The organism is Paenalcaligenes sp. (assembly GCF_030152715.1).
In the GTDB taxonomy this organism is placed as follows: domain Bacteria; phylum Pseudomonadota; class Gammaproteobacteria; order Burkholderiales; family Burkholderiaceae_B; genus Paenalcaligenes; species Paenalcaligenes hermetiae.
Genome location: NZ_JASLIX010000091.1, coordinates 38,623 through 61,532 on the forward strand (window position 1 = coordinate 38,623; position 22,910 = coordinate 61,532).

A 22,910-nucleotide genomic window follows, 5' to 3' on the forward strand; every position below is an offset into this window, starting at 1 on the left:
AACTACCATGAGCGTACCAGCACAACAGTTTTTAACCAACCAACAGCGTAATTTTGATAACTTAATCGCAGCACAAAATCATATTTTTTCTGGTTTTGAGCAGCTCGTAAATTTAAATATCCAGCTTTTTAAATCTTCTTTAGATGAAATTGCTGCCAAATCTCAACAAGTTGCTGGCTTACAAGATGTACAACAAGCAGCTGCTTTTGTAACAGAACTGGCTCAGCCTTCCGCTGAAAAAGTGCTTAACTACGGTAAAAGTGTATTTGAAGTAGTAAGTCAGGTTCAAAAGGAAATCACGGCTCTGACAGAAAAACAAATTGCAGACAATCAGCAACAAGCCGCTGAATTTGTTGAGCAGTTAGCTAAAAATGCACCGGCTGGCAGCGAGAGTGCTATTGCTCTTGTAAAGTCTGGGTTAGTTGCAGCAGGTAATGCTACAGATACGCTATTAAAAGCATCTCGTCAGGCTGCCGAGCTTAGCGAAGCTAACGTAAACGCTGCTACTGGTGCGGTAATGAAAACTGCCGAGCAAGCTGCCGAGGTTGTAGAGCAGAATATCGCGCGTGCTCGAAATACGAAATAATAGAATTGTCTTGCCTTGCTAGGGGTAGTAAAGCGCAAGGCAATAACATGGCATAGTTAGAATCATATCTATGCCATCCTGTGTGGTGTGTTGTTTTTTATAGCCCTTGGCTTTTGCTAAGGGCTTTTTTCTTTTTAATTACCGCTGTAGATTACGAATCGCATCTACGCAGTCACGAATAAGTAGGGGACCTTGGTAGATTAAGCCGGTATAAAGCTGGATAGCATTGGCACCTGCTTGGATTTTTTCTACTGCGTTTATTCCAGAGTTAATACCACCTACTCCGATAATAGGAAAATCATTGCCAAGCTGACTACGTAACCGCTCGATGACTTTTAAAGAGAGTGCGTGAACAGCTGGACCGGAAAGGCCGCCTTGTTCTTGTGCATGAGTTAACCCTGCGACATAGTCTCGGCTTAAGGTTGTATTGGTCGCAATAATGCCATCAATCTGGCACTGCTGCACCGCTGCAGCAATGCTATCGATTTGGCTTTGTTCCAGATCGGGGGCAATTTTTACCGCGATGGGCACATAACGCTGATGCTGGGCTTGCAGTTGCTCGCGTCGTTGATTGAGAGCACCTAAGAGTTGCACCAGCTCATTTTCAGCTTGCAACGCGCGTAGGTTTTGCGTGTTAGGTGAAGATATATTAACGGTAATATAGTCTGCGTGCGCATACACCCCATCTAAACCTGTTAAATAGTCATCCGTTGCTTGCTCGATTGGGGTGGCGGCATTTTTACCGATATTTAGCCCGAGTATCCCTCCGGTATGGCGCCATTGGCTTTTTTGTACATTGCTTATAAATCGTTCTAAACCATCATTATTAAAGCCAAAGCGGTTGATTAGGCATTGCTTTGCAGGCAAGCGGAATAAACGGGGTTTAGGGTTACCCGCTTGTGCTAAAGGCGTAACCGTTCCGACTTCTACAAAACCAAAACCTAAAGAGCCAAGTGCATCAATATGAGCGCCGTTTTTATCGAGTCCTGCGGCCAAACCAACGGGATTTTTTAGCTTTAGCCCCATGAGTTCGGTAGGCAATAACAGGTCTTGGCTGATTAGTGGTTTGGCCCATTGATGGACGCGATCTAACCATCGTAGTGTGAACTCATGTGCTTGTTCTGCTTCCATTTGAAAAAGCGCGGGACGAACTAAACCGTAGGTGTGGAGTAAAAGTGACATATTAGGAGGCTGGGCTAACCCATTCACCATGTAAAAAAAGTTGATGAGGAGTAAAACGTGTTTTATAAGCCATTTTACGACTTTGTTCTATCCAATAGCCTAAATAAAGCCACGGCAAGTGATGTTGTTGGCAATATTGAATTTGCCATAAAATAGCAAAAGTACCCAAACCAGAAAGGTCCGGGTTAAAAAAGGTATACACGGCTGATAGTCCTTGCTCAACCTCATCAACCAAAGCGACCATTTGCACCCCATCCATATCGGAAAACTCAATCAGATAAGAATGTACGTGGCTACTCAATAAAAACTGGATATATTGAGACTTATCGTCGTTATCCATATCGGAGCCGGCATGGCGTGCTGCTTGATAACGTCGATACAGAGCATAATGCTCAGGGTTCCAGACTAAGGGACGGCGTGCGGCACGCAGGTGTTGATAACGCTTTAGTTGGCGCCGTTGGTTTTTAGAAGCCGTAAAATTAAGGGTATCAATACGAATGGGCACGCAGGCTTGACAATGATCGCAGTGTGGGCGATAGGTAAAAGTGCCACTGCGTCTAAAGCCTAAATCAATCAGGCGTCCATAATAGGAGCTATGTATAAGATGAGACGGCGCGGCAACTAAAGAACGAGCGCGCTGGCCGCTTAAATAGCTGCAATCATAGCTAGAGGTTGTGTAAAACTGAATCGCTGTTGGCAGAGGTGGTTCTATCGTACCCATTGTTATGTCCTATTGCAGAGCGATCCACTGGCCTTGCGCAGAGAGCTGACCGACATGCCATGGTGTAGGGGGAGCGGAGGTGTATTGTTGTAAAAGCTCGATAAAAGTGCTGCGAGGTACGGTATGTGCTCCTAAAGACAGCAGGTGAGCCGTTTCTTGTTGGCAATCAATATATGGAATCCCAAGCTGTAACAAGCAACGTGTCAGATAATAAAGCGCCACTTTGCTTGCATCTGAAACCAAACTAAACATGGACTCACCAAAGAAAAAACGTCCAATTTTTACCCCATAGAGACCACCAACTAATTGATTGTCCTGCCAAACTTCAATGCTATGGGCGTATTGTTGAAGGTGGAGTTGATAATAGGCTTGAATGATCTCATCAGAAATCCAGGTGCCTTCTTGGTATTGGCGCACGGCAGCACATTGTTGAATGACCGCAAGAAAGTCCACGTCGGTAGTGATACGCCAGCGAGCATTGCTATCTTGTTCTTGGCGTGCGATACGGCGGCATGTTTTGGCTAAAGACTTAGAGAGTTTAAAAGCATCACAGCGCAAAATGGCACGAGGGTCCGGTGACCACCATAAAACAGGCTCACCCGGGTTATACCAGGGAAATAAGCCCTGTTGGTAGGCTTGTAACAAGCGGGGAGTCGATAGATCGGCCCCCGCGGCCAGTAATCCATTAGCTAAGGCCGTAGAGACGGGAGGAAAAGGCTCATCCGCGTCTATCCAAGGAATAGAAATCAATGGCATCGTGCTAATTAGTGATTTTCATCCAAGCTGTAATAATGAATGGAAAATTGTCCTTTTTTAGCATCGGCTAAATAGTGTTCTAGCGTGGTGCTAACCGTCCTAAAGGATAAATTATCCCAAGGGATGGCATCAAACTCAAAATAACGGGCATCAAGGGATTCAGGGCCAGGGTTAAGCTCTGGCTGAGTGATAGTCGCCAAATAAAAAATATGAACCTGCCCAGCCGAAGGGACGTCAATGACAGAAAACAATGGCCCAAGTTCAATACCAGCAATACCAGCTTCCTCGTCGGCTTCACGTAATGCGCCTTCTGCTGATGTTTCTTTAAGTTCCATAAAGCCAGCGGGCAAAGTCCAAGTGTTATAGCGTGGCTCAATAGCACGCTTACACAACAAAATCTTATTTTCCCAAATAGGAATCACGCCTACAACATTACGGGGATTTTGATAATGGACGGAACCACATTGCAAACAGACATCGCGCACACGGTTATCATCAGGTGGAATAATACGGGCTAACGGGTTGGCGCATTGGGTACAATAATGCAGTGTGCGTGGATTAGGAAAATAAAAGTCGGAAGGTTTGGTCGTCATAGTGTTCCACATTTTTATAGGTTGTGATTGATTGTAGAACAGTTGGCGTAAATGATGTAGGGTGACCCAAGTCTTATTAGGGTTAGTCTAGATACAAAAAAGCCGCTTAAATAAAGCGGCTTTTTAAAACTGGAGGCGCAAACCGGAATCGAACCGATCTACACGGATTTGCAATCCGGTGCATAACCACTCTGCCATTGCGCCAGCTAAAAAAAGAGTATAGCAAAATGACAAAAAATTAGCAAGAAATAAGCTCAAAGAAGACTAGGTTTGTTTAAAAATATAAAAATTATGCCTGCAAAGACAGGTTGTTATTTTTAGGAGGGGAGCAATGAGCCCAAAGAATCTGATGCGACGTTTACCGCGTGCTTTTTATGAGGAGGCTGATTGTGCGCAAGTCGCTCAACGCTTATTAGGAAAATTTCTTGTGCATGAGAGGGGTAATAAAAAGTATGTGGGACGTATTGTAGAAACAGAAGCCTATTTAGGTCCGCATGATCTGGCTGCCCACTCATCGAAAGGGGTGACGGCGCGCACTCAGGTTATGTTTGGTGCAGCGGGACATGCTTATGTCTATTTGATTTATGGTATTCACCACTGCATGAATGTAGTGACAGGGCCGCTGGGCAGTGGATCTGCTGTGTTGATACGCGCCGTAGAGCCAATAGAGGGCATTGAGCTGCCTACGCATGGGCCTGGCCGGTTATGTAAAGCGATGGAAATTGATCGGCGTCACAATGGCTTGGATGTATGCGATGGGCCGTTATATATTGCTGATGCACCTGAAGTAGCGGTAGCTTCTATAGTAAAAACCACTCGTGTGGGTGTGGACTATGCAGGTGTATGGGCGCAGAAGCTATTGCGTTTCTATGAAAAAGATAATGCTTTTGTTTCAAAAAAGTAACTAAGCCGTAAAAACGGCTTAGTAAAAACAGATAAGGGATTAAGTGCGGCCCGATAGGGTGTTTTTAATTTTTTGATCGGTTTTATATTGGCTTAGAGCATAGGTTGCCCAGATAGCGGCAGGAATCCAGCCAATTAAGGTGATCTGCAAAATTAGGCAAATAATACCGGCAATAGGGCGACCGATGGTAAAGAACACCGCAAAAGGTAAAAAGATAGCAAGTAAAAGACGCATTACATCATCCTAAGAATCAAAACAGTCGCCGCTATTATAAAAGCCGGTTCACAATCGATCGTAAAAAATTGTGTCAATAGCCAAGAGTGGAGCCATCTGGGTTGCGCGGGTCAGAGTAGCCCCAGAGCATATCGCCCTCGCGTTGAATGGTTTGGGTGCGGCCCATAGAGGCTTTGATATTGACTTGATGTCCGCGCTCTTCGAGTAAGCGGATGGTATCTACGTTGAAACCTTGCTCTACACGGAGCTCATCGGGTGTCCATTGGTGATGGACGCGCAAAGCAGAAGCCGCTTCGGCTGGGTTCATGTCGTAATCAATTTTATTTACCACTGTTTGTAGCACTGTAGTAATAATACGCGCGCCCCCGGGGCTACCTGTTACTAAAACGGGCTTACCGTCTTTTAGCACAAGGGTAGGCGTCATGGAGGATAAAGGACGCTTGCCAGCGGCAACCGCATTGGCCTCTCCACCGACTAAGCCATAAGCATTGGCTACTCCAGGTTTTGCTGAAAAATCATCCATTTCATTATTTAATAAAATACCCGTGCCTTTAGCAACAATGCCCGTCCCAAAATTTGTATTCAATGTATAGGTGACAGCAACTGCGTTCCCAAAACGGTCCATAATGGAGTAATGGGTGGTTTGGTCGCTTTCATAGGGTAATGGATTGCCCGGCTTAATCTGCTGAGCTGGTGTGGCTTTGTCGTTGATGCGCTGTGCGAGATTGTCCGCGTAATGCTTGGAAATGAGACCTTCTAGGGGGACTTTCACAAAATCTGGGTCACCGAGATACTCTGCACGATCGGCATAGGCTAGTTTCATGCTTTCAGCCATGTAATGAACGGATTGCGCACTATTGTGTCCCCATTCGCCTAGAGGCCAACGCTCAAGTATATTCAGAATCTGGACTAAGTGGGCGCCCCCCGATGAGGGAGGAGGCATGGTGACGATATCATATCCGCGATAACGGCCATGGACAGGCTGACGCTCCACGGCTTGATAGGCCGCCAGATCAGCAAGGCGGATCGCGCCAGGATAAGGTTGCATTTCTGCTGCAATTTTTTTAGCGATTTCGCCTTGATAAAAAGCATAGCTGCCTTGGTCGGCAATGAGACGCAAGGACTGGGCTAAGTCTTTTTGAATGAGCCGATCGCCCGCTTTTAAAGGGGCACCATTACGCCAAAATATAGCGGTTGTGGCAGGCCACTTGCCCATTTCCTTGGCCGATGCGGCTAAGACTTTTGCTAGAGTTTCACTAACAATAAACCCATTTTCAGCTAAGTCTATGGCCGGCTGCATCACCTGTTTTAGTGGCAGGGAGCCCCATTTTTTTAGCGCGTGCTCTAAGCCGGCAACCGTGCCAGGCACCCCCACGGCATAGTGAGTGAAAAGCGATTTGCCATCAATGACATCACCGTTCTCATCGAGGTAAAGATCCCGATGGGCGCCGCTTGGTGCTACCTCACGAAAATCGAGGGCGATGGATTGCTGGCTTTGGGCATCGTGATACATCATAAATCCGCCGCCACCGATATTACCGGCGTTAGGCAGCACAACGGCCAAAGCAAAACCAACAGCAACGGCTGCATCTACTGCATTGCCGCCTTGTTGGAGAATCTGTAGGCCAACCGCCGAGGCGAGATGGTGCTCAGAGGCAACCATGCCATGCTTAGCTACGACAGGATGAAAAACGGAAAGCGTATGGTCATAGGCGGCCGCCACCGCTTGGGCGGCGGCGGTTTGAGCTGGGGGTTGATGAGGGGGATGTGCGCAAGCGGTAAGTAGCGCTAAAATTGCAGCGCCAGCGCTTAAACGAGTAAAAAACATGGAGTTAGTTCGCATTGATTTGCTCCCGTAAGGCAAATTTCTGTACCTTGCCGGTAGAGGTACGAGTTAATTCGCCAAAAATATATTTTTTAGGTAGTTTGTAGCGGGCTAGGTGTTGTTCGCAATGCTGGTGTAACTGCTTTTCATCCGCATGCTGGCCGGGGCGCAGCTCGACAAAAGCAGCGGGCACCTCGCCCCATTTTTCATCCTTAAGAGCAACCACAGCAACGGCGGCCACGGCAGGATGTAATAACAAAGCCTCTTCGATCTCTAGTGAAGCAATATTTTCACCGCCAGAGATAATCACATCTTTAGCTCGGTCGCGGATTTTGATGTATCCGTCGGGGTCGACCACACCTAAGTCACCCGAGTGAAACCAGCCGCCGGCAAAGGCCTCGGCTGTAGCTGCTGGGTTTTTTAAGTAGCCTTTCATGACAATATTGCCGCGGAACATGATTTCGCCAATGGTTTCCCCATCCCAGGGCACGGGTTCCATGGTGATAGGATCCAGGACGGCAACATCTTGCTCTAGGGGGTAGCGTACACCCTGCCGGCTATTTTTTTCTACGCGCTCATCAATAGATAGGGAAGCCCATTCGGGTTGTTTGGTACAGCCCACGGCAGGACCATAGGTTTCGGTTAAGCCATACACATGCGTCAGGTCAAAACCGATTTCTTCCATGCGCTTGAAAACAGAAGCGGGTGGTGGGGCGCCAGCGATTAAACCATGGACGGTATGATCGATGCCCTCTCGCCAAGCATCGGGGGCGTCGGCAATCATGGTATGCACAATGGGAGCGCCACAGTAGTATTCGATGCGGTGCTCGCGGATTTGATCCAAAATGACCTTAACATCTACGCGACGTAGGCACACATTTGTGCCGGCGAGCAGCGCCATCACCCATGGAAAACACCAGCCATTGCAATGAAATAGCGGTAAGGTCCACAAATAAGTCGGGTGTGCAGGCATTTGTGCGGCAAGTGCATTGCTTAGAGCTGCCAGATAGGCTCCGCGGTGATGGGTGACTACCCCTTTAGGGTTGCCCGTGGTGCCAGAAGTATAGCCAAGAGCAATAGCATTCCACTCGTCACTAGGTAGCTGCCAATCAAAGTTTGGGTCGCCTTGAGCGATAAAGGCTTCGTATTCGGTATCGCCAATACGACCCCCTTGTGTAAAGTGGGCATCATCCACATCAATCACATAGGGCTTAGGTCCTGTCATTAGCGCTAAAGCTTGTTGGATCACCCCTGAAAATTCCGGGTCGACCAAAATCGCTTTACATTGGCTGTGGTCTAGCATGAATGCCAGGCTTTCAGGGTTAAGGCGGATATTAAGGGTGTTTAATACCGCGCCAGTCATAGGCACCCCAAAATGCGCTTCGTACATTGCTGGAATATTGGGAAGCATGGTGCTGACCGTGTCTCCCTCTCCGATACCTTTTTGACTCAAAGCAGAAGCGAGTTGTTTGCAGCGTTGGTAGGTTTGAGCCCAGGTAAAGCGACGCTGGTGATAAATGACTGAGGTAAGTTGTGGGTGGACAACAGCGGTACGCTCAATAAAACTAAGCGGGGATAACGGGACGTAGTTGGCTGCGTTTTTATCTAAGCCATGGTTGTAAGGGTTTTGTCTCTCCATGTGGATTCTCCGCGTATCAAAATGATTGTGATGAACGGTTCCAGTTTGGTGTGCGTTTTTCAATAAAAGCATCAATGCCTTCTGCGGCATCCTCTTCCATCATATTTTTTGCCATGACCTCGGCTGCATAGGCATATGCAGAGGCCAAATCCATTTGTTGTTGCTTGTAAAACATGGACTTGCCGTAGCGAATCGCGGTCGGGCTTTTAGTGAGTATAGTCGCTACTTTTTGTGCAACGGCTTCGTTTAAAGCCTCAGGGGCAACGGCCTCATTAATTAATCCCCATTGAGCTGCGGTTTGCGCATCAATAAAGCGGCCTGTGACGAGCATATCAAAAGCATGTTTAGTAGGGATGTTTCTGGATAAAGCAACAGCGGGACTTGAGCAAAACAAACCTACATTGATACCTGAAACGGCAAACTGAGCATCTGTAGAGGCAATAGCCAGATCACAGCTGGCAACGAGCTGGCAGCCTGCAGCGGTTGCGATACCATGAACGCGGGCGATGACCGGTACAGGAAGCTGTTGAATGCTTTGCATGACCCCGGCGCATTGCTGAAAAAGCTGTTGGTAATAATCTAACCGAGGTTTGCCGCGCATCTGTTTTAAATCGTGTCCAGCACTAAAAGCTTTGCCTGCTGCTGCGAGTACCACGCAGCGTACGCTGGTGTCTTCTGCGATTTGGTCTAAGTGTTGTTGGAGCGAGTTGAGTAACTCTTCAGAAAGTGCGTTATAGCGCTCAGGACGATTGAGCTCTAGAGTGGTGATGCCATTGTGATCGGCACGAAGCACTAGTTCAGAGGAGGGGGATTGCATTTGTCTACTCCACTTCATGTTTGTTGTGTTTGTTTATTAATCTTACCTGCGGCTTGCGAGTTTGCAAGAGTAGGGGAGGGTTCTTTTTTTGTTTTTTAGGGAATGTTGATATGGATCACTTTTGGGGCGGTAAAAGCCAATAAGCCTTCTATGCCAAACTCTACTCCTAGCCCAGACTGCTTATGACCACCGAAAGGCACATCGGGGGCTAAAGCAAAGTGAGTATTGATCCAAACCGTGCCGCTTTCTAGTTGTTGCGCAATAGTTCTGGCACGTTCTAAGTCTGAGGACCAGACAGAGTTGCCTAGGCCATAGGGGGTATTGTTAATACGTTGAATTGCGTCATCAATAGAATGGTAGGGCATAATGGCTCGTATAGGGCCAAAAGTTTCTTCTGTAATCAGAGGGCTGTTTTCATCGATATCACGTACAACAGTTAGCGGAACAAAGTAGCCTTTACCAGCCGTGATAGTACCACCAGCAACTATTGTGCCATCTTTTTTTGCCTGCTCTAATAGTTGCTTAATAGTTTCAAACTGACGTTTGTTTTGTAATGGGCCAAACTCCGTTTGCTCATTGAGTCCATGGCCTAGCACCGCACGTTGGGCATGCGCAGCAAATAGGGTGCAAAATGCGTCATAGTGCTTTGTAGGTACATAAATACGCTTGATGTTGATACAAACCTGACCAGAGTTCATAAATGCCCAGTCAAAGATAGACTTTGCGGCCATCTCTAGGTTTGCATCATCTAAGACAAGGGCGGCGTCATTACCGCCAAGCTCAAGAACAATACGCTTTAGGTTGGAGGCGCCGCTAGCCATAACATGACGGCCGACTGAGGTGGAGCCTGTGAAGGAAATCTTATGAATATCAGGATGTTGACTTAAATGAGGTCCCAGATCACCAGCGTCTCCAAGAATATTAAGAACGCCCGCAGGGAAAAGGTCATGTGCAAGTTCGGCGAGTAAAAGGGCGTTAAGTGGGGAGGTAGGAGCGGGCTTAATAATTAAGGTATTACCACACATTAATGCAGGTACGAGTTTATAAAGTGTTTGAAAGAAGGGAAAATTCCAAGGAATAATAGCTAGTACTACCCCTAGAGGAGCGTGATGAATTTCTACAATGACATCTGGAGTTTTTTCTAAGCGAGTGGGCTCCAGTGACATTTGGGTAACTTCACGGCCCCACATTAAGGCGAGATCCACATCAGCATAAGCAGCGGCGAGTGGTTTGCCGACCTCGAGCGTAATAATTTGTGCAATGAGATCGCGGTGGGCTTCGATACGATCTAAAAGTTGTAAAAGTAGGGAGACGCGATCAGAGGCCGGCAGTGTGCGCCATAGGGGAAATGCTTGATTAGCGCTCTGGATGGCCTGGTTGGCTTGAGCCTTATCTGCTACTGGTGCGTGTAATAGCACTTCTTCAGTGGCTGGGTCGATCACAGGGATTGTGGTGGCACCTGCGGTCAGGGTGCCGTTAATTAACTGTAGAAAGGACTTTTGACGGATTTGGGCGATGATTTTTTTTGATTGTTCTGTAGGCATGGGTTGTCTCCATTTTGAGTGGGTTTGACGCTAACGGAAGGTAGCGTCTTTTGTAGACTAACTAAAACCCTAGGAGAAAACAATCAAAGAGAGGAAGAGTGGGGGTAATCGATATATAAAAAAAGCCCTTGATTACAATCAAGGGCTTTTGAAATTCTGGAGCGGGAAACGAGACTCGAACTCGCGACTTCAACCTTGGCAAGGTTGCGCTCTACCAACTGAGCTATTCCCGCATTTTTATTGGGCTAATTCCCAATGATTTGAAATTGTAGTCTAGATTTTTTGTTTTGTCAACCGTTTTGTTTTTCGGTTCAATCTAGGTGCTAATCAAATCAAAAAATAATTGTAATCAAGCCTGGTGTGTTTGTCAAGCTAATCCGTCTTGATTACGTGGCAACAAACGACTAGGTTCGCTGTAAAAACATAACTATATAGGAAAAATGTAGATCTTGTCAAATATTTTTGAAAAAAAATAAAAAATGCGCCATGATGAGCGCTAGTGTGTGTGTTTTTATATGGATGTTACCGGTGCAAATAACCTCAAATATGTGCTTGCAAGCCTTAAATACTTTGGCTTTGCCCGCTGTGGCGAAACAGTTTTTATGTTTTGAGAATGAAGCACAGCTACCTGAGTTGCAAGAGAAAATACAAACCTCGTCAAAAAGATGGGTGTTAGGCGGTGGGAGCAATATGGTGATGGCTGATACTGTTGATGCCTTATTGATCCATATGCAAAACAAAGGGATTCGTTTAATAGCACAGCAGGGGGATGAGGTATGGGTGGAGGCACAGGCAGGTGAGGTCTGGCATGATTTTGTTCATTATTGTTTGGACCAGGGCTGGTATGGCTTGGAGAACTTGGCTTTGATTCCTGGTACGGTTGGTGCGGCGCCAGTACAAAATATTGGTGCGTATGGAATAGAACTGCAGCAGGTTGTGCATGCGGTGAAAGTATGGGATTTTTTGACGGCACAATATTTGTGGTTAGATACAGCGGACTGCCAGTTCGCCTATAGGGATAGCTTTTTTAAACGAGCTCCCCAGGGGCGCTATATGATTGTTGCGGTGCAGTTTAAACTAGTGACGGCGGGGGCGTGGACACCGATATTGCGTTATCCGGATTTGCAGCATCACCCGCTTTTACAGAAAACACCTATTACCGCGCAAGCGGTTTTTCAGGCGGTAATAGCGATTCGTCAACAAAAACTCCCTGATCCCGCTGTGCTGGCGAATGCAGGGAGCTTTTTTAAAAATCCTATTGTAACTACGGCACATTATGAGCAGCTGTTAGCACAGTATCCAGACTTGGTTGCATACCCTTACCAAGGCCAATATAAGCTAGCAGCAGGCTGGTTGATTGATCATGCCGGCTGGAAGGGCAAACGCTTAGGGCCTGTTGGGATGCACAAAAACCAAGCATTGGTTTTAGTGAATTATGGTGGAGCAAGAGCAGCCGATGTGGCGGCTTTGGTGCAGCAAGTTCAGCAGCAGGTGTTTGAGCTTTTTCAAGTGCAGCTAGAGCAAGAGCCTATTGCTGTGCAATAAGGCTGGCCCATGATAATCCATAGCCCCCAAACTGGGCAGGGGGCATAGAAAATGGCTTTAGCTACCTAACACGTCCTGCATAGTATAGAGGCCATGACTTTTGCCTTTTAGAAAGCGCGCAGCGCGCAAGCTGCCTTGTGCATAGGTAGTGCGGTTACTGGAGCGATGCGTGATTTCAATACGCTCCCCTTCGCCACAAAAGTACACAGTATGATCACCAATAATATCGCCACCGCGCACCACGGAAAAGCCAATACGGCCATCTTCTCGGGCTCCAGTGTGGCCGTAGCGTGTCCAGTCAGCCACATCGTTTAGGTTAACCCCCCACGTTTTTGCAATGGCCTCGCCCATAGCTAGCGCCGTGCCTGAAGGAGCGTCGACTTTATTGCGGTGATGGGCTTCGAATACCTCTGCATCAAAGCCTTCTTGCATTAGCTTAGCGGCAAGCTCAATGAGGCGCAGGGTAACGTTAACACCCACACTCATATTGGGAGCAAAAACAATAGCGATTTGTTCAGCGGCTTGCTGAATGCGTGCTTTTTGCTCTTCGCTAAAACCCGTAGTGCCGATAATAAGCTGGCAATTGTGAGAAAGACATGTAGCAACATGATTCATCGTGCCTTCTGGGCGGGTAAAGTCGATCAAGCAATCCGCCTGCTGTAGTTGGCTCAAGTCATCGCTAATCAACACGCCAGTTTCTTTGCCTAGAAATGCACCCGCATCTTTGCCGATCGCCTCTGAGCCAGCGTGGTCTAGAGCAACTGTAAGCTGCATATCATGACTGGATAAAACGGCTTCAATCAACATACGACCCATACGGCCGTTAGCGCCTGCAATAGCAATACGCATAAAAATTCCTTTGTTAAGTAAATCAGTCCAAGAGAGCGAAACGCCGATGTACTAGCGCAAGGGCTCGACTTCCATGACGGCACTTTCTGGGTGAGACTCCAGAGGGCGTGTGACGGGCTCATTGTTGGGGGTGTTTTTAATAGCAGAAGCCCCTGAATCCGACTGCTCAAAGGGCTGTCGGTTGGGTTGCTGATCCCCTTCCCAGCGAACTAATACGTCGTCTTCGAACCAAACGGTAAATAACCGTAACTCTTCTTTGCCGTAACCTGGTTTATGATAGTACGGGTATTCCCAGCGATCGCTGTGGAAAATGTCCTGCAGGGTTGGGCTACCAAGTAAAAAGCGAACCTGCTCGCGGGTCATGCCGACCTCTAGGCGTTCAATTTGGGCGGTAGTTAACCAGTTTCCCTGTTGTACAGGAGCCTTGTAGGGGAAGCCCCATTTGCTACCGCTGCAGGCGCTAAGAGTCAAAGCCGTCATACCTGCGATTAGGCCTATGCGCAAGAGAGTGGAGTATTTTTTTGCGTTCATTGCGTTACTTTGCCCCTGTTAGGATAAAATCGTTATCATATAAGGGTTTATAGAAATGCGCATCGTGTGCATTGTGAAATCACCTCGAAATCCGTCTGCATTATGCAGTGCGGGCAACGAGCCTTACCCCCAATCAGATATATAATTCTAGCCATGAAAGACCAAAATGAACTGAAAAACATGGGGCTTAAGGCGACATTTCCGCGCCTAAAGATTCTAGATGTATTTCGTCGCCATGACGAAACCGAAGAAATGCGTCACCTTAGCGCCGAAGACGTCTACCGGTTATTAATTGCCGAAGATGTCGATATTGGTTTAGCTACAGTGTACCGCGTGCTGACTCAATTTGAACAAGCAGGTATTTTAATGCGAAGTCAATTTGATGGTGGTAAAGCGGTATTTGAGCTAAACGATGGCGATCATCATGACCATTTCATTTGTACTAATTGCGCCAAAGTTGTGGAGTTCTCCGACCCCGAAATCGAAAAGCGACAATACGATATCGCTGATAATTTAGGGTTTGAGCTCGAGAGCCATACATTGGTGCTTTATGGCATATGTAATGATTGTGTAGAAAGCGCTAAGCCTACACGCTCAAGATCTCGTTAAACACCAAAAAGGGGCTCATATAGCCCCTTTTTTTATGAAGTACGTAGCCCTAACATTTCTTGGGCGTGCTGCCTTGTGGTGGCGGTGATTTCTATGCCGCCTAACATTCTTGAAATTTCCTCCACGCGCTCCTTGGTATGAAGCTGTTGTATTTTAGAAACGGTTTGTTGGCCGTCTGAGTGCTTGCTGACTAAAAAATGATGTTCACCACATGCGGCAACTTGGGGTAAATGGGTTACACAGAGCACTTGATGGCGTTGGCCAAGCTCATTTAATAACCGTCCTACCACTTCGGCAATAGCCCCACCAATCCCGCTATCGACCTCATCAAAAATTAAAGTTGGCACGCGGGCAGCTTGACTGGCGATGACCGATAAGGCCAAAGAAATTCGAGCTAGTTCCCCACCCGAAGCGACCTTGCTTAACGGGGCAGGCTTGACTCCAGCATGGCCGGCAACCAAAAATTCCACTTTTTCATTGCCATGGCTACTTGGCTCATGAGGGGTGAGTAATACCTGAAACTGACCGCCTTCCATCGAGAGCTGCTGCATAGCTGCCGTAACCTGCTGACTTAATTGAGAGCTAATTTGCTGGCGAGCGTGACTCAGTTGTGCCGCTGCCGCATCATAGTGCTGCTTGGCTTGGAGCATCGTCTGCTCAAGTGCGGCAAGGTCGGCGGATTGCTGTAATTGCTGGCGGCGCTTTTCAAGCTCTGATAAGCGTTCGGGGAGTGCTTCGGGTTCGCATTTGTGTTTGCGTGCTAAATCAAACGCCATGGACATACGCTGTTCTAATTGCGTAAGACGCTCTGGGTCGAGCTCTACACTACTTAAATAGCTGTTCAAGTCAGAAAGGCTTTCTGCACAGGCTATTTGCGCAGACTCCAGCGTTTGATAGATCGGCTCAAGCTGTGGGTCGTGTTTGAGCAAGCTTTGTAGATGTTGTAGAGCGATATGAAGAGCGGATAGCGCGCCCGCCTCATCGTTGTCCAGACAGTGTACGCAATGGGCGGCTCCATCCAATAAAGACTGCGCGTGAGCTAAACGCTCATGTTCGGCTGTTAACTGCTCCCAGTCGCCCTCGACTAAGCCGAGCTCGTCGAGCTGTTGAATTTGCCAGTCAAGGAGCTCAAGCTCTTGTTCATGGGCTTGGCTATCTTGTTGTGCGCTATCAAAAGCCATTTTTGCTTTTTGCCATGCTTGCCATCGTTGTGCGACGTCCTGGCTAAGGGATAGGTGTTGCCCTTGACTATCTAAAATCAACGCATGGGCATGGGGTTGCAGCAGGCTTTGATGAGCATGCTGGCCATGGATATCAACCAAAAGTGCTCCGAGCTCGCGTAGTTGACTTACCGTAGAGGGAACGCCATTTATATAAGCTCGGCTACGGCCTTGGTTATCAATGAGGCGACGCAAAATTAGGCTTTCATCGGTAGGCAAATCGTGCTCAGCGAGCCAGCTTAAGGCAGAGGCAGGCGGAGCAAAGGTGGCGATGATTTCAGCTTTTTCTTTGCCTTGGCGCACCACGTTTGCGTCTCCTCGCCCACCAAGAGCAAGAGAGAGCGCATCGATCAAGATGGACTTACCAGCGCCCGTTTCACCTGAGAAAACGGTAAAACCTGAGGCAAACTCGATGTGATTGTGTTCAACGATCACAAAATCGCGTAAATGTAGGGAACATAGCATATGAATTTACTCGTTCTCGTCGGCGGGGATTCGATTCCAGTCTAATTTTTGCCTTAAGGTGGAAAAAAAGCTATAGCCCTCTGGATGAATAAAGCGCACTGTGTTTTGAGCACGTCGAATATCGACGCGATCTCCTGCTTGGCAGTCGGACCAGGCTTGCATATCAAAATGTACGCTTGCTCCAGACTCTACCCGCCCTAAGGTTGTGATGGTCAGGCTTAGCGTACTGGTATCGGGCACGACGACAGGGCGGTTAGACAGCGTTTGTGGGGCAACTGGCACTAAAAGTAAAGCGTTCAAACAGGGATGTAAAATGGGACCGTTGGCTGCTAAAGCATAGGCTGTGGAGCCTGTGGGAGTAGATATAATCACTCCGTCTGCTCGTTGGCGATGCATGAAAATATCGTCTAGCTCTACACGGAGCTCAATCATCCCGCCTCGCCCTGCACGATTGATCACAATATCATTGAGGGCAATACCAGAGTACAACACTTCGCCATCGCGTACGATACGTCCTTCAAGTAAGCTGCGGTCCTCGGCCTGATAGTGCCCTGCAATGACGCTACTTACTGCTTCATGAGCATTATTGATAGGAATATCAGTAATAAAGCCCAAGCGGCCATGGTTGATACCAATCAAAGGTACATCGTAATTAGCCAGATTTCTAGCAGCGCCGATCATCGTACCGTCGCCACCCATAATAACGGCGAGATCCGCTTGCGCGCCAATTTCGGCATATGTGCGTGTGGGGAGCTCGGTAACCCCGATGTAACGAGCGGTGTCGGCTTCGACCATGACGTGACAGCCGGCTTGTTGTAGGGTGTTTGCCAAAGCGCGTAAGGGCGCATCTAAGCCACTGTCTTGGTAGCGGCCGATAATTGCCACTGACTTAAAATGCATGAGGTAAGACCTTATGATTTGTTAGTAATAATTAGATTAGAATTATAGAGGTGCTAGCCCATTTATGTTGGGTAGGTAATCGTAACGAATCGCATAATTTGCTTATTTACTGCTATGGATGATAGAGCAAGCGCATTATTAAATGTATTGATTGAGCGTTATATTGCCGATGGTCAGCCAGTAGGATCTAGAACATTATCCAAAATGTTTGATTTGTCTCCGGCGACGATCCGCAATGTGATGGCGGATCTGGAAGACTTGGGGCTTATACAAAGTCCACACACCTCGGCGGGGCGTGTGCCTACACCGCAAGGCTATCGTATTTTTGTAGATCAGCTCCTGGCAGTACCACGCAATGATTTTTCCTTTTCGGAAAAACTGGCGTTACAGATCCCTCGTTATGAGCCTGCGCGTGCGGTTAGCTCAGCAGCAGAACTGTTATCGAACCTGTCACAGTTTGCCGGGGTAGTGCTAGCGCCTAAGCGTGCTAATACGTTCAAACAAATTGATTTTATTCGATTATCAGAAAAACGGGTGCTCTTAATTATTGTGACCCCAAGTGGTGATGTGCAAAACCGTATTCTTTTTGTGTCCAGAGACTACAAAGAACACGAGCTCATTGAGGCCAGTAATTTCTTTAATCAACATTTTTCTGGGATGTCATTTACCCAAGTACGGGAAGCTTTATCCGGAGAGTTATCTTCTTTGCGTGAAGATATTACGCGTTTAATGCAGGTGGCGGTAGAAACCGGTGATAGTGAGCCCGATTATGCCGAGGCGGTGGTCATCTCAGGCGAAAGCAAGCTGCTTAATGTCAGCGAGATGGTGGCAGACATGGATAAATTACGCCATCTATTTGATTTGTTTGAAAAGAAAACAGAATGGCTACATTTATTGGATGTGTCTCGCAAAGCACAAGGGGTGCAGATTTATATTGGGGGGGACTCGCATTTGGTGCCTTTAGAGGAAATCTCTGTGGTCACAGCCCCTTACGAGGTCGATGGCCAAGTATTAGGAACCTTAGGGGTAATTGGCCCATCGCGTATGGCTTACGATAAAGTCATCCCTATAGTAGATATTACGGCTCGAATGTTATCTAATGCCTTGAGTCATCACGTCTAATCATTTTTATTATGTGTTCAAAAAAATACTACGCGGAAGCAGCGGAAAATAATTTGCTTGATCCTCATATTCGTACCTTAGCCGCACCTCGGGTAGGGGTGCTGCTTGTGAACTTAGGTACGCCAGCCACCGCGACAGCCGGTGATATTCGGCGCTATTTAGCTCAGTTTTTATCGGATCAGCGGGTGGTGGAGCTGCCCGCCGCATTGTGGCAGATTATTTTGCGCTGTTTTGTATTGCCTTTTAGACCGCGTAAACTGGTTCCTAAGTATGCGTCCATCTGGATGGATCAGGGGTCTCCGTTGTTGGTTTATAGTCAGGCGCAAGCACAGGGTTTGCAGCAGCAACTACAAGCCCAAGGGCATTCTATTCCGGTGCGTTTAGCCATGCGCTATGGAAAGCCAGCAATGCATGATGTGCTTAATGAGCTAACCGCTTTGGGGTGTGAGCGCATTTTAATGGTGCCGATGTATCCACAATATGCCGCCAGCACCACTGCTACAGCGGTCGATGAGCTTAACCGCTATTTGCGTAAGCGTCGTAACCAGCCCGAAACGCGCTTTATTAAAAGTTTTTGTCAGCACCCAGCCTATATACAACCACTAGTACAAAGTATTCAGCGCCATTGGCAGCAGCATGGGAAGCCGCAGCGCTTGTTGCTTAGTTTTCATGGCATACCGCGTCGCTCTGTGGTGGCGGGGGATCCGTATTACCGCGAGTGCATGTTGACTACTGCGGCGGTGCGCGAAGCCTTGGTCGATGCCGATGTGCCTGTGTTTGCTAGTTTTCAGAGTCGCTTTGGTGCCGATCAGTGGCTTGAGCCTTATACTGAACCGACATTGCGCCAATGGGCTAAAGAGGGAGTGCAATCTGTACAGGTGGCCTGTCCGGGATTTTTGGCCGATTGTTTGGAAACATTGGAAGAAATACAACAAGAGTGTAGAGACGCTTTTTTAGAGGAGGGGGGGCAAAACTTTAGCTATATTGCTTGTTTAAACGATGACAAAGGCTGGATTGCTGGTTTGAGCGACATTGTGTTGCAGAATTTAGGTGGATGGGAATTACCTAAGGTCACAAATTAGCCTAAAATAAAACCGTTTGTCCGCAGCTTGGTTGTGCTTTTTTTAGAAAGCTTTACTAAAAGCGGTCTTTTATTCAGGAAGATCTGATGTTAAGAAAAAATCCACGGGGTGATTATCCGGTTGTACACGAAACGGCTTTTGTCGACCCTACTGCTGTATTGTGTGGTCGTATCGAAGTTGGCCCCCACGTATTTATAGGTCCTTATGCGGTTATCCGCGCGGATGAGCTTGATGAAAATGGCCATCTCGAGCCTATTGTGATTGGAGCTAACTCCAATATCCAAGACGGGGTGGTGATTCACTCCAAAGACGGTGCAGCGGTAACCATTGGTGAGCACACCTCTATTGCGCACCGCTCTATTGTGCATGGGCCTTGTACTGTAGGCAGCCATGTGTTTATTGGTTTTAACACGGTGTTGTTTAACTGCACGGTGGGTGATTCGGCTGTAGTGCGCCACAACTGTGTGGTAGATGGGCATGATATCCCCGAGCATTTTTACTTGCCTTCGGCTACAGTAGTAAAAGAAGCCACTGACCTAAGCGCCTTAAAAACCGTGCCTCAGTCAGCAAAGGACTTCTCTGAATCCGTGATGCATACAAATGTATCGTTAGCGCAAGCGTATCGTCGTATTCAAAACCAGTTTTAATTTTACAAAAAACACAAAAGTGGGCTTGAAGTGGGGGCGTATGCCCCCATATGGTTTCTATCGTTATTATTTTTGATTTATACGTGGAGAAACCTATGTCCGCACCGAAGCAACCGCAGGATAATACGCAAGAACAAACTGCAGATTTAGAACAGTCCAGTCCCGCAGAAGAGCTATCTGCTATGGACGATGCTAACGACGAGACGATTCAAGTTCCCGAAACGTCGGATTTGGCGGCCGAGCTATCCGAAGCCCAAGCTAAAGTCTCCGAATACTACGACCAGCTTTTACGCGCCAAAGCCGAAGTCGAAAATATTCGTCGCCGCGCCGCTGAGGATGTCGCAAAAGCGCGCAAGTTTGCGGTAGAAAGCTTTGCTGAGAGCCTTATTCCCGTGCGAGATAGCCTAGAAGCAGCGCTTGCCCAAGAAGACCAAACCCTAGAAGTGCTTATCGAAGGCGTAGAAACCACGTTACGTCAGCTAAACTCCGCTTTTGAGCGCCATAAGCTTGTTGAAATTGCGCCAGAGGTCGGGGAAAAATTCGACCCACATCATCACCAAGCCATTTCTTCTATTCCTTCAGACCAGCCCAAGGACACCATTGCCCAGGTGCTTCAAAAAGGCTATGCCTTGTCCGAACGCGTTTTACGCCCTGCACTTGTTATGGTTTCAGCGGGTCAGTAGAGCGACTAGTTGGGGCTTGAAAAATAAAAACCCTACCCCATATAGGAATTAACGAATTAATTTATTGCGAATCAGCGCAAAACCAAATACAGGCTAGGAAATAAAAAATGAGCAAAATCATTGGTATTGACTTGGGTACAACCAACAGCTGTGTGTCTGTCCAAGAAGGCGATCAAATTCGTATTATCGAAAACGCCGAGGGCGGTCGTACTACGCCTTCCATCGTGGCTTATATGGACGATGGCGAGATTCTGGTCGGGGCTCCAGCTAAACGTCAGGCCGTCACTAACCCCACAAACACCATTTTTGCGGTTAAACGCTTAATTGGTCGTCGTTTTGACGAGAAAACCGTTCAAGACGACATTGAAAAAATGCCTTATAAAATCATTAAGGCCGACAATAACGACGCCTGGGTCGAAGCACAAGGCAAAGCGTTAGCGCCACAGCAGGTATCAGCTGATATCTTGCGTAAAATGAAAAAAACCGCCGAAGATTACTTAGGCGAAGAGGTCACCGAAGCCGTCATCACGGTGCCCGCTTACTTTAACGATAGTCAGCGCCAGGCAACCAAAGACGCTGGCCGAATTGCTGGGCTTGAAGTCAAGCGCATTATTAACGAGCCAACCGCTGCTGCTTTAGCATTTGGTTTGGATAAGGCCGCTAAAGGCGATAGCAAAATCGCTGTCTATGACTTAGGTGGTGGTACCTTTGACGTTTCTATCATCGAGATCGCCGACATCGATGGAGAGAAACAGTTTGAAGTGTTGTCGACCAACGGCGATACCTTCTTAGGTGGTGAAGACTTTGACCAGCGTATCATCGACTACATCATCGAAGAGTTCAAAAAAGAGAGTGGTGCCGATCTATCCAAAGACGTTCTGGCTTTGCAGCGTCTAAAAGAAGCCGCAGAAAAAGCCAAGATTGAGCTTTCTTCGACTACGCAGACCGAGATCAACCTGCCGTATATTACTGCAGACGCCTCTGGTCCAAAGCACTTGAACTTGAAAATTTCTCGTGCCAAGCTCGAAGCTCTGGTCGAGGATTTAATTGAGCGTTCGCTTGAGCCTTGCCGTATCGCCATTAAAGATGCTGGCGTAAAAGTTTCCGATATTGATGACGTGATCTTAGTGGGCGGGATGACACGTATGCCCAAGGTCCAAGAAAAGGTAAAAGAGTTCTTTGGCCGTGACCCACGCCGTGATATTAACCCTGATGAAGCCGTCGCTACTGGGGCTGCAATCCAAGGTTCCGTATTGTCGGGTGACCGTTCTGATGTGTTGCTTTTAGACGTAACACCTTTATCCTTAGGGATTGAAACCCTAGGTGGTGTAATGACTAAAATGATTCACAAAAACACCACGATTCCTACTCGTCACTCGCAAGTGTTCTCTACAGCTGATGATAACCAGCCAGCTGTAACGATTAAAGTTTTCCAAGGTGAGCGTGAGATTGCGGCAGGGAACAAACTATTAGGTGAATTTAACCTGGAGGGGATTCCACCGGCACGCCGTGGGGAGCCACAGATCGAGGTCACATTTGATATTGATGCGAATGGTATTTTGAATGTATCGGCCAAAGACAAAGGTACCGGTAAAGAAAACAAGATCACCATTAAAGCAAGCTCTGGTCTGACCGAAGAAGAGGTTCAGCGCATGATGGCTGACGCCGAGGCTCATGCCGAGGAAGACCGCCGTATTGCAGAGCTGGCTACCGCACGTAACCAAGGCGAAGCGCTCGTACACTCTACCCGCAAATCCCTAGAGGACTATGGCGATAAGCTCGAGGCTTCCGAAAAAGAAGCTATTGAAAAAGCCATTGCTGATCTAGAAATCGCCTTAAAAGGTGACGACAAAGCAGATATCGAGGCGAAAACCGAAGCGTTGACCACCGCAGCACAAAAACTAGGTGAAAAAATCTACGCGGATATGCAAGCGCAACAAGCCGCTGGTGCCGAAGCCGACAAGCCTGCTGATGACAATGTCGTTGATGCTGACTTCAAAGAAGTTAAGCGCGACTAATTTGCAATTGGCTTAAATGCTCACAAGCCCGGTTTCTGGTGGTCACCAGGGATCGGGCATTCTTGTTTACTAAGACAGCGTCTATACGCTCACAGTCATTATGGCAAAACGCGATTTTTATGAAATATTAGGTCTTGCGAAAAATGCGTCAAAAGACGATATTCGCAAAGCCTATCGCCGGTTAGCGATGAAATACCATCCTGATCGCAACCCGGACAGCAAAGAGGCCGAAGAAAAATTTAAAGAAGTCAAAGAGGCCTACGAAATCTTATACGATGATGAAAAACGTGCTGCGTATGACCGTTTTGGTCATGCCGGTGTGGACCCGAATGGGATGGGCGGCATGGGCGGCGGCATGGGTGGCATGGGTGGTGCTGACTTTGCTGAAGCCTTTGGCGATATTTTTGGCGATATTTTTGGTGGTGGTCGTCGTGGTGG

23 protein-coding genes and 2 tRNA genes are annotated in these 22,910 nt (G+C 47.6%); 10 read left to right on the top strand and 15 right to left on the bottom strand.

The window, feature by feature from the left end:
- The first annotated feature begins 7 nt into the window (after positions 1-7).
- The gene (gene phaP, locus Q1V74_RS07175; protein WP_300647701.1) at positions 8-586 is read left to right on the top strand and encodes a TIGR01841 family phasin; all 579 of its coding nucleotides are present in this window, start codon (positions 8-10) and stop codon (positions 584-586) included.
- 138 nt (positions 587-724) lie between these two features.
- Here the strand turns inward: phaP and Q1V74_RS07180 are convergent, their stop codons facing one another.
- From Q1V74_RS07180 to Q1V74_RS07200, 5 genes are all read right to left on the bottom strand, one after another.
- Positions 725-1,768, bottom strand: a complete 1,044-nt coding sequence (locus tag Q1V74_RS07180) for a quinone-dependent dihydroorotate dehydrogenase (RefSeq protein WP_300647722.1) — start codon at positions 1,766-1,768, stop codon at positions 725-727.
- A 1-nt stretch (position 1,769) separates the two neighbouring features.
- Positions 1,770-2,489, bottom strand: a complete 720-nt coding sequence (locus Q1V74_RS07185) for an arginyltransferase (protein ID WP_300647703.1) — start codon at positions 2,487-2,489, stop codon at positions 1,770-1,772.
- 9 nt (positions 2,490-2,498) lie between these two features.
- A complete protein-coding gene (aat, locus tag Q1V74_RS07190; RefSeq protein WP_300647704.1) occupies positions 2,499-3,245 on the bottom strand; it encodes a leucyl/phenylalanyl-tRNA--protein transferase in 747 nt (248 codons plus the stop codon).
- Positions 3,246-3,253: 8 nt separating this feature from the next.
- Positions 3,254-3,838: an NUDIX hydrolase gene (locus tag Q1V74_RS07195; protein WP_300647705.1), complete on the bottom strand. Its 585-nt coding sequence runs from the start codon at positions 3,836-3,838 to the stop codon at positions 3,254-3,256.
- 130 nt (positions 3,839-3,968) lie between these two features.
- Positions 3,969-4,042, bottom strand: a tRNA-Cys gene (locus tag Q1V74_RS07200).
- Positions 4,043-4,169: 127 nt separating this feature from the next.
- Here Q1V74_RS07200 and Q1V74_RS07205 point away from each other — a divergent pair.
- A complete protein-coding gene (locus Q1V74_RS07205; protein ID WP_300647706.1) occupies positions 4,170-4,742 on the top strand; it encodes a DNA-3-methyladenine glycosylase in 573 nt (190 codons plus the stop codon).
- A 39-nt stretch (positions 4,743-4,781) separates the two neighbouring features.
- Here Q1V74_RS07205 and Q1V74_RS07210 read toward each other — a convergent pair whose 3' ends face one another.
- The 6 genes from Q1V74_RS07210 to Q1V74_RS07235 form a co-directional block, all read right to left on the bottom strand.
- Positions 4,782-4,976, bottom strand: a complete 195-nt coding sequence (locus Q1V74_RS07210) for a YqaE/Pmp3 family membrane protein (protein ID WP_260649927.1) — start codon at positions 4,974-4,976, stop codon at positions 4,782-4,784.
- Positions 4,977-5,049: 73 nt separating this feature from the next.
- Positions 5,050-6,819, bottom strand: coding sequence for a gamma-glutamyltransferase (gene ggt, locus Q1V74_RS07215; RefSeq protein ID WP_260649926.1), 1,770 nt, complete (start codon positions 6,817-6,819; stop codon positions 5,050-5,052).
- The gene (locus Q1V74_RS07220) at positions 6,809-8,440 is read right to left on the bottom strand and encodes an acyl-CoA synthetase (protein WP_300647708.1); all 1,632 of its coding nucleotides are present in this window, start codon (positions 8,438-8,440) and stop codon (positions 6,809-6,811) included. The genes ggt and Q1V74_RS07220 overlap by 11 nt, the downstream gene beginning before the upstream one ends.
- 16 nt (positions 8,441-8,456) lie before the next feature.
- Positions 8,457-9,257: an enoyl-CoA hydratase gene (locus tag Q1V74_RS07225; protein WP_260649924.1), complete on the bottom strand. Its 801-nt coding sequence runs from the start codon at positions 9,255-9,257 to the stop codon at positions 8,457-8,459.
- A gap of 95 nt (positions 9,258-9,352) precedes the next feature.
- Complete coding sequence (locus tag Q1V74_RS07230; RefSeq protein WP_300647709.1) at positions 9,353-10,801, bottom strand: aldehyde dehydrogenase family protein; 1,449 nt, start codon at positions 10,799-10,801, stop codon at positions 9,353-9,355.
- A gap of 157 nt (positions 10,802-10,958) precedes the next feature.
- Positions 10,959-11,034, bottom strand: a tRNA-Gly gene (locus Q1V74_RS07235).
- A gap of 286 nt (positions 11,035-11,320) precedes the next feature.
- Between Q1V74_RS07235 and murB the strand changes: the two genes are divergently transcribed.
- Complete coding sequence (gene murB, locus Q1V74_RS07240; RefSeq protein WP_300647710.1) at positions 11,321-12,346, top strand: UDP-N-acetylmuramate dehydrogenase; 1,026 nt, start codon at positions 11,321-11,323, stop codon at positions 12,344-12,346.
- A 57-nt stretch (positions 12,347-12,403) separates the two neighbouring features.
- Here murB and dapB read toward each other — a convergent pair whose 3' ends face one another.
- Together dapB and Q1V74_RS07250 are read right to left on the bottom strand one after the other, a co-directional pair.
- Positions 12,404-13,195, bottom strand: a complete 792-nt coding sequence (gene dapB / locus Q1V74_RS07245) for a 4-hydroxy-tetrahydrodipicolinate reductase (RefSeq protein ID WP_300647712.1) — start codon at positions 13,193-13,195, stop codon at positions 12,404-12,406.
- A gap of 51 nt (positions 13,196-13,246) precedes the next feature.
- Positions 13,247-13,726 (bottom strand): outer membrane protein assembly factor BamE, encoded by a 480-nt coding sequence (locus Q1V74_RS07250; protein ID WP_300647713.1) that lies wholly within the window; start codon positions 13,724-13,726, stop codon positions 13,247-13,249.
- A 153-nt stretch (positions 13,727-13,879) separates the two neighbouring features.
- Here Q1V74_RS07250 and fur point away from each other — a divergent pair, with 153 nt between their 5' ends.
- Entirely contained in the window at positions 13,880-14,335 is a 456-nt protein-coding gene (gene fur, locus Q1V74_RS07255) for a ferric iron uptake transcriptional regulator (RefSeq protein ID WP_260649921.1), read from the top strand.
- A gap of 32 nt (positions 14,336-14,367) precedes the next feature.
- Here the strand turns inward: fur and recN are convergent, their stop codons facing one another.
- Positions 14,368-16,020 (bottom strand): DNA repair protein RecN, encoded by a 1,653-nt coding sequence (gene recN / locus Q1V74_RS07260; RefSeq protein ID WP_300647715.1) that lies wholly within the window; start codon positions 16,018-16,020, stop codon positions 14,368-14,370.
- Positions 16,021-16,026: 6 nt separating this feature from the next.
- Positions 16,027-16,920: an NAD kinase gene (locus Q1V74_RS07265; RefSeq protein WP_260649919.1), complete on the bottom strand. Its 894-nt coding sequence runs from the start codon at positions 16,918-16,920 to the stop codon at positions 16,027-16,029.
- Positions 16,921-17,034: 114 nt separating this feature from the next.
- On the opposite strand from Q1V74_RS07265, the gene hrcA reads away from it, so the two are divergent.
- From hrcA to Q1V74_RS07295, 6 genes are all read left to right on the top strand, one after another.
- The gene (gene hrcA / locus Q1V74_RS07270; RefSeq protein WP_300647716.1) at positions 17,035-18,042 is read left to right on the top strand and encodes a heat-inducible transcriptional repressor HrcA; all 1,008 of its coding nucleotides are present in this window, start codon (positions 17,035-17,037) and stop codon (positions 18,040-18,042) included.
- Between the two features lie 11 nt (positions 18,043-18,053).
- Complete coding sequence (gene hemH, locus Q1V74_RS07275) at positions 18,054-19,124, top strand: ferrochelatase (RefSeq protein WP_300647718.1); 1,071 nt, start codon at positions 18,054-18,056, stop codon at positions 19,122-19,124.
- An 86-nt stretch (positions 19,125-19,210) separates the two neighbouring features.
- A complete protein-coding gene (locus Q1V74_RS07280) occupies positions 19,211-19,771 on the top strand; it encodes a carbonate dehydratase (protein WP_260649916.1) in 561 nt (186 codons plus the stop codon).
- 95 nt (positions 19,772-19,866) lie between these two features.
- Positions 19,867-20,454, top strand: coding sequence for a nucleotide exchange factor GrpE (gene grpE / locus Q1V74_RS07285; protein ID WP_300647719.1), 588 nt, complete (start codon positions 19,867-19,869; stop codon positions 20,452-20,454).
- 107 nt (positions 20,455-20,561) lie between these two features.
- The gene (gene dnaK, locus Q1V74_RS07290; RefSeq protein WP_300647720.1) at positions 20,562-22,472 is read left to right on the top strand and encodes a molecular chaperone DnaK; all 1,911 of its coding nucleotides are present in this window, start codon (positions 20,562-20,564) and stop codon (positions 22,470-22,472) included.
- Positions 22,473-22,572: 100 nt separating this feature from the next.
- On the top strand, positions 22,573-22,910 hold a 338-nt coding region (locus Q1V74_RS07295), incomplete at its 3' end, for a DnaJ domain-containing protein (RefSeq protein ID WP_300647721.1).

Excerpts from the sequence above, each read along its gene's own strand:
- fur (WP_260649921.1), top strand. The coding sequence starts at position 13,880 with ATGAAAGACCAAAATGAACTGAAAAACATGGGGCTTAAGGCGACATTT.
- Q1V74_RS07195 (WP_300647705.1), bottom strand. The coding sequence starts at position 3,838 with ATGACGACCAAACCTTCCGACTTTTATTTTCCTAATCCACGCACACTG.
- grpE (WP_300647719.1), top strand. The coding sequence starts at position 19,867 with ATGTCCGCACCGAAGCAACCGCAGGATAATACGCAAGAACAAACTGCA.
- Q1V74_RS07205 (WP_300647706.1), top strand. The coding sequence starts at position 4,170 with ATGAGCCCAAAGAATCTGATGCGACGTTTACCGCGTGCTTTTTATGAG.
- Q1V74_RS07225 (WP_260649924.1), bottom strand. The coding sequence starts at position 9,257 with ATGCAATCCCCCTCCTCTGAACTAGTGCTTCGTGCCGATCACAATGGC.
- Q1V74_RS07230 (WP_300647709.1), bottom strand. The coding sequence starts at position 10,801 with ATGCCTACAGAACAATCAAAAAAAATCATCGCCCAAATCCGTCAAAAG.
- hemH (WP_300647718.1), top strand. The coding sequence starts at position 18,054 with ATGTGTTCAAAAAAATACTACGCGGAAGCAGCGGAAAATAATTTGCTT.
- aat (WP_300647704.1), bottom strand. The coding sequence starts at position 3,245 with ATGCCATTGATTTCTATTCCTTGGATAGACGCGGATGAGCCTTTTCCT.
- Q1V74_RS07250 (WP_300647713.1), bottom strand. The coding sequence starts at position 13,726 with ATGAACGCAAAAAAATACTCCACTCTCTTGCGCATAGGCCTAATCGCA.
- Q1V74_RS07185 (WP_300647703.1), bottom strand. The coding sequence starts at position 2,489 with ATGGGTACGATAGAACCACCTCTGCCAACAGCGATTCAGTTTTACACA.
- Q1V74_RS07180 (WP_300647722.1), bottom strand. The coding sequence starts at position 1,768 with ATGTCACTTTTACTCCACACCTACGGTTTAGTTCGTCCCGCGCTTTTT.
- dnaK (WP_300647720.1), top strand. The coding sequence starts at position 20,562 with ATGAGCAAAATCATTGGTATTGACTTGGGTACAACCAACAGCTGTGTG.
- Q1V74_RS07210 (WP_260649927.1), bottom strand. The coding sequence starts at position 4,976 with ATGCGTCTTTTACTTGCTATCTTTTTACCTTTTGCGGTGTTCTTTACC.
- Q1V74_RS07265 (WP_260649919.1), bottom strand. The coding sequence starts at position 16,920 with ATGCATTTTAAGTCAGTGGCAATTATCGGCCGCTACCAAGACAGTGGC.
- dapB (WP_300647712.1), bottom strand. The coding sequence starts at position 13,195 with ATGCGTATTGCTATTGCAGGCGCTAACGGCCGTATGGGTCGTATGTTG.
- murB (WP_300647710.1), top strand. The coding sequence starts at position 11,321 with ATGTTACCGGTGCAAATAACCTCAAATATGTGCTTGCAAGCCTTAAAT.
- hrcA (WP_300647716.1), top strand. The coding sequence starts at position 17,035 with ATGGATGATAGAGCAAGCGCATTATTAAATGTATTGATTGAGCGTTAT.
- phaP (WP_300647701.1), top strand. The coding sequence starts at position 8 with ATGAGCGTACCAGCACAACAGTTTTTAACCAACCAACAGCGTAATTTT.
- recN (WP_300647715.1), bottom strand. The coding sequence starts at position 16,020 with ATGCTATGTTCCCTACATTTACGCGATTTTGTGATCGTTGAACACAAT.
- Q1V74_RS07220 (WP_300647708.1), bottom strand. The coding sequence starts at position 8,440 with ATGGAGAGACAAAACCCTTACAACCATGGCTTAGATAAAAACGCAGCC.
- ggt (WP_260649926.1), bottom strand. The coding sequence starts at position 6,819 with ATGCGAACTAACTCCATGTTTTTTACTCGTTTAAGCGCTGGCGCTGCA.
- Q1V74_RS07280 (WP_260649916.1), top strand. The coding sequence starts at position 19,211 with ATGTTAAGAAAAAATCCACGGGGTGATTATCCGGTTGTACACGAAACG.